Below are 6,370 nucleotides of genomic sequence, written 5' to 3'. Positions count from 1 at the left end.
GCGACTCCATCGGGAAGCATTTCAATCGCCACACAAACAGGAGTAGAATACAGTTTGAATGGAACAACGTATCAATCTTCGAATACATTTTCAGGGTTGGCACCAAATAATTATACTTTGTATGTAAGAAATACAGCGGATAACACATGTGCAACACCATCTTCGGGTGCAATCACGATTAATGCAATACAAGTAATTCTTATACCAACTGCTACAAGTGTAGTTCATCCTACATGTGCGAAACCATCGGGAAGCATTTCAATCGCCACACAAACAGGAGTAGAATACAGTTTGAATGGAACAACGTATCAATCTTCGAATGCATTTTCAGGATTGGCACCAAATAATTATACTTTGTATGTAAGAAGTACAGCAGATAGTACTTGTTTAAAATCATCGGCAACAATGATAACAATAAATGCAGCTCCAACTCCTCCGGTTGTTGCAACAACGGCAAGTGTAGTTCAGCCAACGTGTGCAATACCGTCGGGAACAATTTCGATAACTCCTCAATCTGGAGTACAGTATAGCTTGAATGGTACAACGTATCAAACATCAAATACCTTTACAGGTTTGGCTCCAAATAACTATATATTGTATGTGAGAAATAGTGCTGACAATACATGTTCCGTACAAAGTACAGGAAGTGTAACTGTTAATCCACTTCCTTTATTGCCATCAACACCAACTCTGGTGCGGGTTACGCAACCAACTTGTTTTATACCTTCGGGAAGTATCGAGATTGCTACCCAAGCAAATGTTCAGTACAGTATAGGTAGTGGTTATCAAAACAGTGCTGTTTTTAATAATTTGGCTCCTGGAAAATATACAATAAGCGTACGATTTACAAATAGTATTGCGTGTATAACTCTAGGTTCTGAAACAACTATAAACGCTATTCCTCCACAAATTCAATTTGAAACCACAGCAGACTGCGAAAACAAAGAATATACTTTAACTGCTAATGCATTATTACGTTCATATGATCCAAACAATGTGTCTTATCAATGGAAAGATAAAGTAGGAAATATAGTGGGTACTAATTCAAATGTGCTAAATGTAACTGATGTGATTGCGTCGAATCCAAGCGGACAAGTAGTTTTTCCAGTAACATATACGCTTACTGTCACTTCTTTAAACACCGGTTGTGAAACATCAAGTGATGTAATTGTTGAGTCTGTTTATTGTAACATCCAAAAAGGAATTTCTCCCGATGGAAATGGTTCGAATGACTTCTTCGATTTAAGATTGATGGATGTCAAGAAACTGGAAATCTTTAACAGATATGGCATTAAGGTTTACAGCCAGAATAATTATTCCGACCAATGGAATGGTCAGTCAAGCAAAGGAGAAGATCTTCCAAGTGCTACCTATTATTATGTGATAGAATTCAATAGTGGTGAGCCCAAAACAGGTTGGATTTATCTGATCAGAGAAAAACAGTAATTAATATATTTATTAGTCCACAACTATTTATAGTTGACTTATAAACAGAAAAAATACAGATATGAACAAAATAATATTGATGTCTCTTTTAACTCTCTTCACATGTATAGATGTAAAAGCGCAACAAAATCCACATTATACACAGTACATGTATAATATGAATGTTATCAATCCGGCCTATGCAGGTTCAAAAGAGAGTGTTTCTTTAGGTCTTTTATACAGAAAACAATGGGTCAATATTGAAGATTCACCTGCTTCTTTTACTTTTTCAGGACATTCGCCTGCAGGAAAAAATGTTGGTATTGGTATCTCTTTTATATCAGATAAGATTGGACCCGTAACAGAGCAAAATGTATTTGGAGATTTCTCTTATACGTTGAAACTAGGAGATACACAACGATTGGCATTTGGTGTAAAAGGGGGAGTTTCTTTTCACAAAGTAGGACTTCGAGACATTCAATCGAGCCTGCCGGACCCATCGGAAGGTATCTTTGGAGAAGATATCAATGATACTTCATTAAATTTAGGAACAGGTTTGTTTTACTATACAGACAAATATTATGTAGCATTATCGCTTCCCAATATGATCAAATCAGCGCATTTAGATTATAATGGACGAGAATATGGTTCAGATGTGTCACATTATTTCCTTACTGCAGGTTATGTTTTCGATGTTAATTATGAACTCAAATTCAAGCCTTCTTTAATGCTGAAGTCAGCCTTTAATGTAACTCCTTCTTTAGATCTGTCAGCTAATTTTTTATATCAGGAAAAATTCGAGATTGGAGCAACTTACAGGTTGCAAGACAGTTTTGGCGGAATGATAAATTTTGCAGTGACTCCTGAGTTAAGAATCGGATATGCTTATGATCATATCGTTTCAGATTTAAAAGTAACTGCTCCTTCGTCACATGAATTCATATTGTTATATGATTTATTTGAATCGAAAAAAGTGTCCCGTTCCCCTAGATTTTTCTAAAATTTAATTACTCAACGTAATGAAAAAAAATACAATATTACTGTTTTTTGTGTTAGCTAGTTTTTCACTTAGCGCACAAAACAAAGAGACTAAAAATGCTGATAAATTATTTGAAAGCTATGATTATGTTGAAGCTGCCCAAGAATATATCGCATTAGTCGAAAATGGGAATTCCGACACGTATGTGAGCAAGCAACTCGGAGATAGTTATTTTTATACGCACAATACTATAGAATCTGAAAAGTGGTATGCTAAAGCAATACAATCTCAGCAAGATGCAGAAACCTATTACAGATTTGCTCAAATGCTAAAATCTAATGGCAAATATGCGGAATCAAATACTCAAATGAAAACGTTTGCCAATTTGATGCCCAATGACCAACGTGGGATAACATTTACTAAAAATCCAAATTACCTTTCGGATTTAAATACTATAGAAAAGCGATTTGAGGTCAATAGAATTTCAGTAAATTCAGAACAATCGGATTTTGGTGCCGTTCTTTATGGAGATGTGCTTTATTTTGCCAGTGCCAGAAATGAAAGCAGCAAAATGTACGGCTGGAATAATGAGCCGTATTTGGATATTTACCAGTCTACATATAATGCAGATGGAAGTTATGCTGAGCCAATTTCTGTTAATGAATTAAATAGCAGGTTTCATGAAGGCCCGTTGACAATGACCAAAGATGGTACTGTTATTTACTTTTCAAGTGAAAGTTTCAAAGATAAATTATTCGAGAAAGATAAAACACACAAGCTAAAGTTTGGTCAGGTTAATTTGTATAAAGCAGTTAAAGAAATCGGAAAATGGAGTACTATAAATCCGCTGCCTTTCAACAGTAAAAGTTATTCTACCGGCAATCCATCCATAGATAAGGATGGAAAAGTGCTTTATTTTGCTTCCAATATGCCTGGTTCTTTAGGAGGAACTGATATTTGGAAAGTAATGGTGAACGATGATGGAACATTTGGAACACCAGAAAATTTAGGAACTAAAATTAACACAGTTGGTGATGAAAATTTTCCTTTTGTAACTGATGATTCCATTTTGTACTTTTCATCAAATGGATTGTTAGGTTTTGGAGGTTTAGATGTTTTTTTTGTTGATTTAAATAAAGATGCGGAACCATACAATGTTGGAAAACCTGTAAATACAGAGAAAGATGATTTTGCTTTTAGTTTCAATACAGATAAAAATTTAGGATATGTGTCCAGTAACCGTTCAGGGAAAGATCATATTTACACTGCAAGTCCAATGTGCTATGCTCAAATTTTCGTTGCGGTCAAAAATGCTAAAACAGGGGAATTATTAGCCAATTCCAGAGTTGTAATTTTAGATGCTACCAAAACTATTTTAGAGACAAAAATGTCTGATAGGAATGGTGAAGTTCTTTATAACGCAGAATGTAAAAAGCCATACACGATAGAAGTTTTTAAAGATGGTTATGTTACTAAATCATTTTCAACTTTAAGTAAGCAAGGAAAAATAAGTTTTGAAGCTGCAATTGAGCCAATCGATGTTATTGTTACAGAAACAGAAATTCTATTAAATCCTATTTATTTTCATTCTAATAAAAGTGACATAACAGTGGGTGGTGCTACAGAACTTGATAAATTAGTTTATGTGATGTCGCAAAATAATGAGCTAAAGATTAATGTTAAAGCGCACACTGATTCTAGAGGAACCGATGATTACAATTTGGATTTATCCGGGAGAAGAGCTAAATCAACAGTTGAGTATATTATTTCAAAAGGAATTAATGTAAACAGGATATCAGGAAAGGGATATGGAGAATCTGAGCCTAAATTTGATTGTCATGATAATTGTACAGAATTAGAATATGCCTTGAACAGGCGTTCTGAGTTTATGATTGTAAAATAAATTACTTAGTAGCGAATAATAAAAAAACAGGATGCCGTTAAGCATCCTGTTTTTGTTTAATCTGATATTTCGTTTTTATCTAACCGTGGATTGTTTCTTGTTTGCCATAATTAGTGATAATCGAAGTTTCAAATTCAATCCATTCCTTCCAACGTTTGTCTACATTTATATTGTCAGCATATTTTCGTGCAAATCCTAGAAAAGTAGTGTAATGTCCAGCTTCAGAAATCATTAAATCCCTGTAAAAAGTCGCCAATTCAACATCTTTTATGTTTTCTGATAAAACTTTAAACCGCTCACAACTTCTGGCTTCAATCATTGCTGAAAACAGCAATCGGTCACAAAGAGCATCTTTACGGCTGCCGTCTTTTTTCATGAATTTGAAAAGTTCATTTACATAATGGTCTTTTCTTTCCCTGCCTAAAGTCAATCCTTTGCTTTTTATTAAATTATGAACCAATTGCAAATGATCTAATTCTTCTTTTGCAATGATTAACATCTCCGTTACTAATTCTTCTAATTCAGAGTTATAAGTAACTAAACTTATCGCATTTGAAGCAGCCTTTTGCTCACACCAAGCGTGATCCGTCAAGATTTCTTCAATATTTGATTCAACTATATTTACCCAACGCGGGTCTGTGGCTAATTTTAATCCTAACATAATAATGGAATTTATTTGGTACAAAATTAGTGTTTTAAATCTATTTTTGGTTCAAATGAGCGGATTGAACTCAAAATAGCATTATTTTGCAATTGAAATTTTATAATACTATGAATCAAGCTCAAAAGCTTTTAATTATTGGTTTTGTTTGGCCAGAACCTAATTCGTCTGCAGCGGGAGGAAGGATGATGCAACTGATTTCACTTTTTAAAGCGCAAGGTTTTAGCATTACTTTTGCTAGTCCTGCACAAGACAGTGATTTTATGGTTGATTTACAAGAGTACAAAGTTGAGAAAAAATCTATAGCCCTTAATAATTCCAGTTTTGATGTTTTTATAGAGGAATTAAATCCCTCAGTAGTTTTGTTTGATCGTTTTATGATGGAAGAACAATTTGGTTGGCGCGTTGCCGAAAATTGTCCGAATGCGTTACGATTATTGGATACTGAAGATTTACATTGTCTGAGATTGGCTCGTCAGAAAGCGTTCAAAGAAAACCGTTCTTTTAATACAGCTGATTTGTTTGTTGAAGAGGTAGCAAAACGTGAAATTGCCAGTATTTTGCGTTGTGATTTGTCTTTGATGATTTCTGAATTTGAAATGGATCTTTTAGAATCTACATTTAAGATAGATCAAGCCTTATTGTATTATTTGCCTTTTTTATTGGAACCAATTGACGATACTGTAATACAAGATTTGCCTTCTTTTGAAGATAGGAAAGACTTTATTTTTATCGGAAATTTTCTGCATGAACCCAATTGGAATGCCGTTCAGTATTTAAAGGAAACCATTTGGCCTTTAATTAAAAAACAAGTTCCCGAAGCTGTTTTAAATGTGTATGGCGCTTATCCTTCGCAGAAAGTACTGCAATTACATAATAAGAAAGATGGATTTTTAATTAGCGGACGCGCTACTGATGCGCAAGAAGTAGTGAAGGAAGCACGAGTTGTTTTGGCTCCCTTGCGTTTTGGAGCTGGTATTAAAGGAAAATTATTAGAAGCGATGCAGTGTGGTACACCAAGTGTAACGACTGTAATTGGTTCGGAGTCCATGCACGGTGAGTTACCGTGGAACGGTTTCATCACAGATGATGTTGTTGATTTTGTGGATCTGGCAGTACAATTATATCAAGACCAAACAATTTGGCTGCAAGCCCAACAAAATGGCGTGAAAATTATTAATCAGCGATATCTGAAAGATTTGTTCGAATATAATTTTAGAACTAAAATAGAATTTTTACGCTCTAATTTACAGCAACATCGACTGCATAATTTTATGGGAGCCATGTTGCAACACCATACTTTAAAAAGCACTAAATATATGTCGCGCTGGATTGAGGAGAAAAACAAGAATATTTAAATAAATGATTGGTTTATGAAAAAACATATTTTGTTTAGGACGAC

5 protein-coding genes are annotated in these 6,370 nt (G+C 34.4%); 4 read left to right on the top strand and 1 reads right to left on the bottom strand.

Annotated features, from left to right (window positions below; all coding sequences use genetic code 11):
• The 3 genes from BMZ76_RS05640 to BMZ76_RS05630 form a co-directional block, all read left to right on the top strand.
• On the top strand, nt 1–1,446 hold a 1,446-nt coding region (locus tag BMZ76_RS05640), incomplete at its 5' end, for a T9SS type B sorting domain-containing protein (RefSeq protein WP_143071053.1).
• A gap of 61 nt (nt 1,447–1,507) precedes the next feature.
• Nucleotides 1,508–2,425 carry a PorP/SprF family type IX secretion system membrane protein gene (locus tag BMZ76_RS05635; protein WP_091203737.1) on the top strand — a complete coding sequence of 306 codons (918 nt, stop codon included), beginning with the start codon at nt 1,508–1,510 and terminating at the stop codon, nt 2,423–2,425.
• A gap of 19 nt (nt 2,426–2,444) precedes the next feature.
• A complete protein-coding gene (locus BMZ76_RS05630; RefSeq protein ID WP_091203736.1) occupies nt 2,445–4,307 on the top strand; it encodes an OmpA family protein in 1,863 nt (620 codons plus the stop codon).
• Between the two features lie 79 nt (nt 4,308–4,386).
• Here BMZ76_RS05630 and miaE read toward each other — a convergent pair whose 3' ends face one another.
• Nucleotides 4,387–4,968, bottom strand: coding sequence for a MiaE family protein (miaE, locus tag BMZ76_RS05625; RefSeq protein ID WP_091203735.1), 582 nt, complete (start codon nt 4,966–4,968; stop codon nt 4,387–4,389).
• A gap of 110 nt (nt 4,969–5,078) precedes the next feature.
• Between miaE and BMZ76_RS05620 the strand changes: the two genes are divergently transcribed.
• Nucleotides 5,079–6,326, top strand: coding sequence for a glycosyltransferase (locus tag BMZ76_RS05620; protein ID WP_091203734.1), 1,248 nt, complete (start codon nt 5,079–5,081; stop codon nt 6,324–6,326).
• The last annotated feature ends 44 nt before the right edge of the window (nt 6,327–6,370 follow it).

It is taken from the genome of Flavobacterium xueshanense, assembly GCF_900112975.1.
Classification (GTDB): Bacteria; Bacteroidota; Bacteroidia; order Flavobacteriales; family Flavobacteriaceae; genus Flavobacterium; species Flavobacterium xueshanense.
Note: the sequence above shows the minus strand (reverse complement) of the source record. Positions and strands in the feature narration are given on the sequence as shown.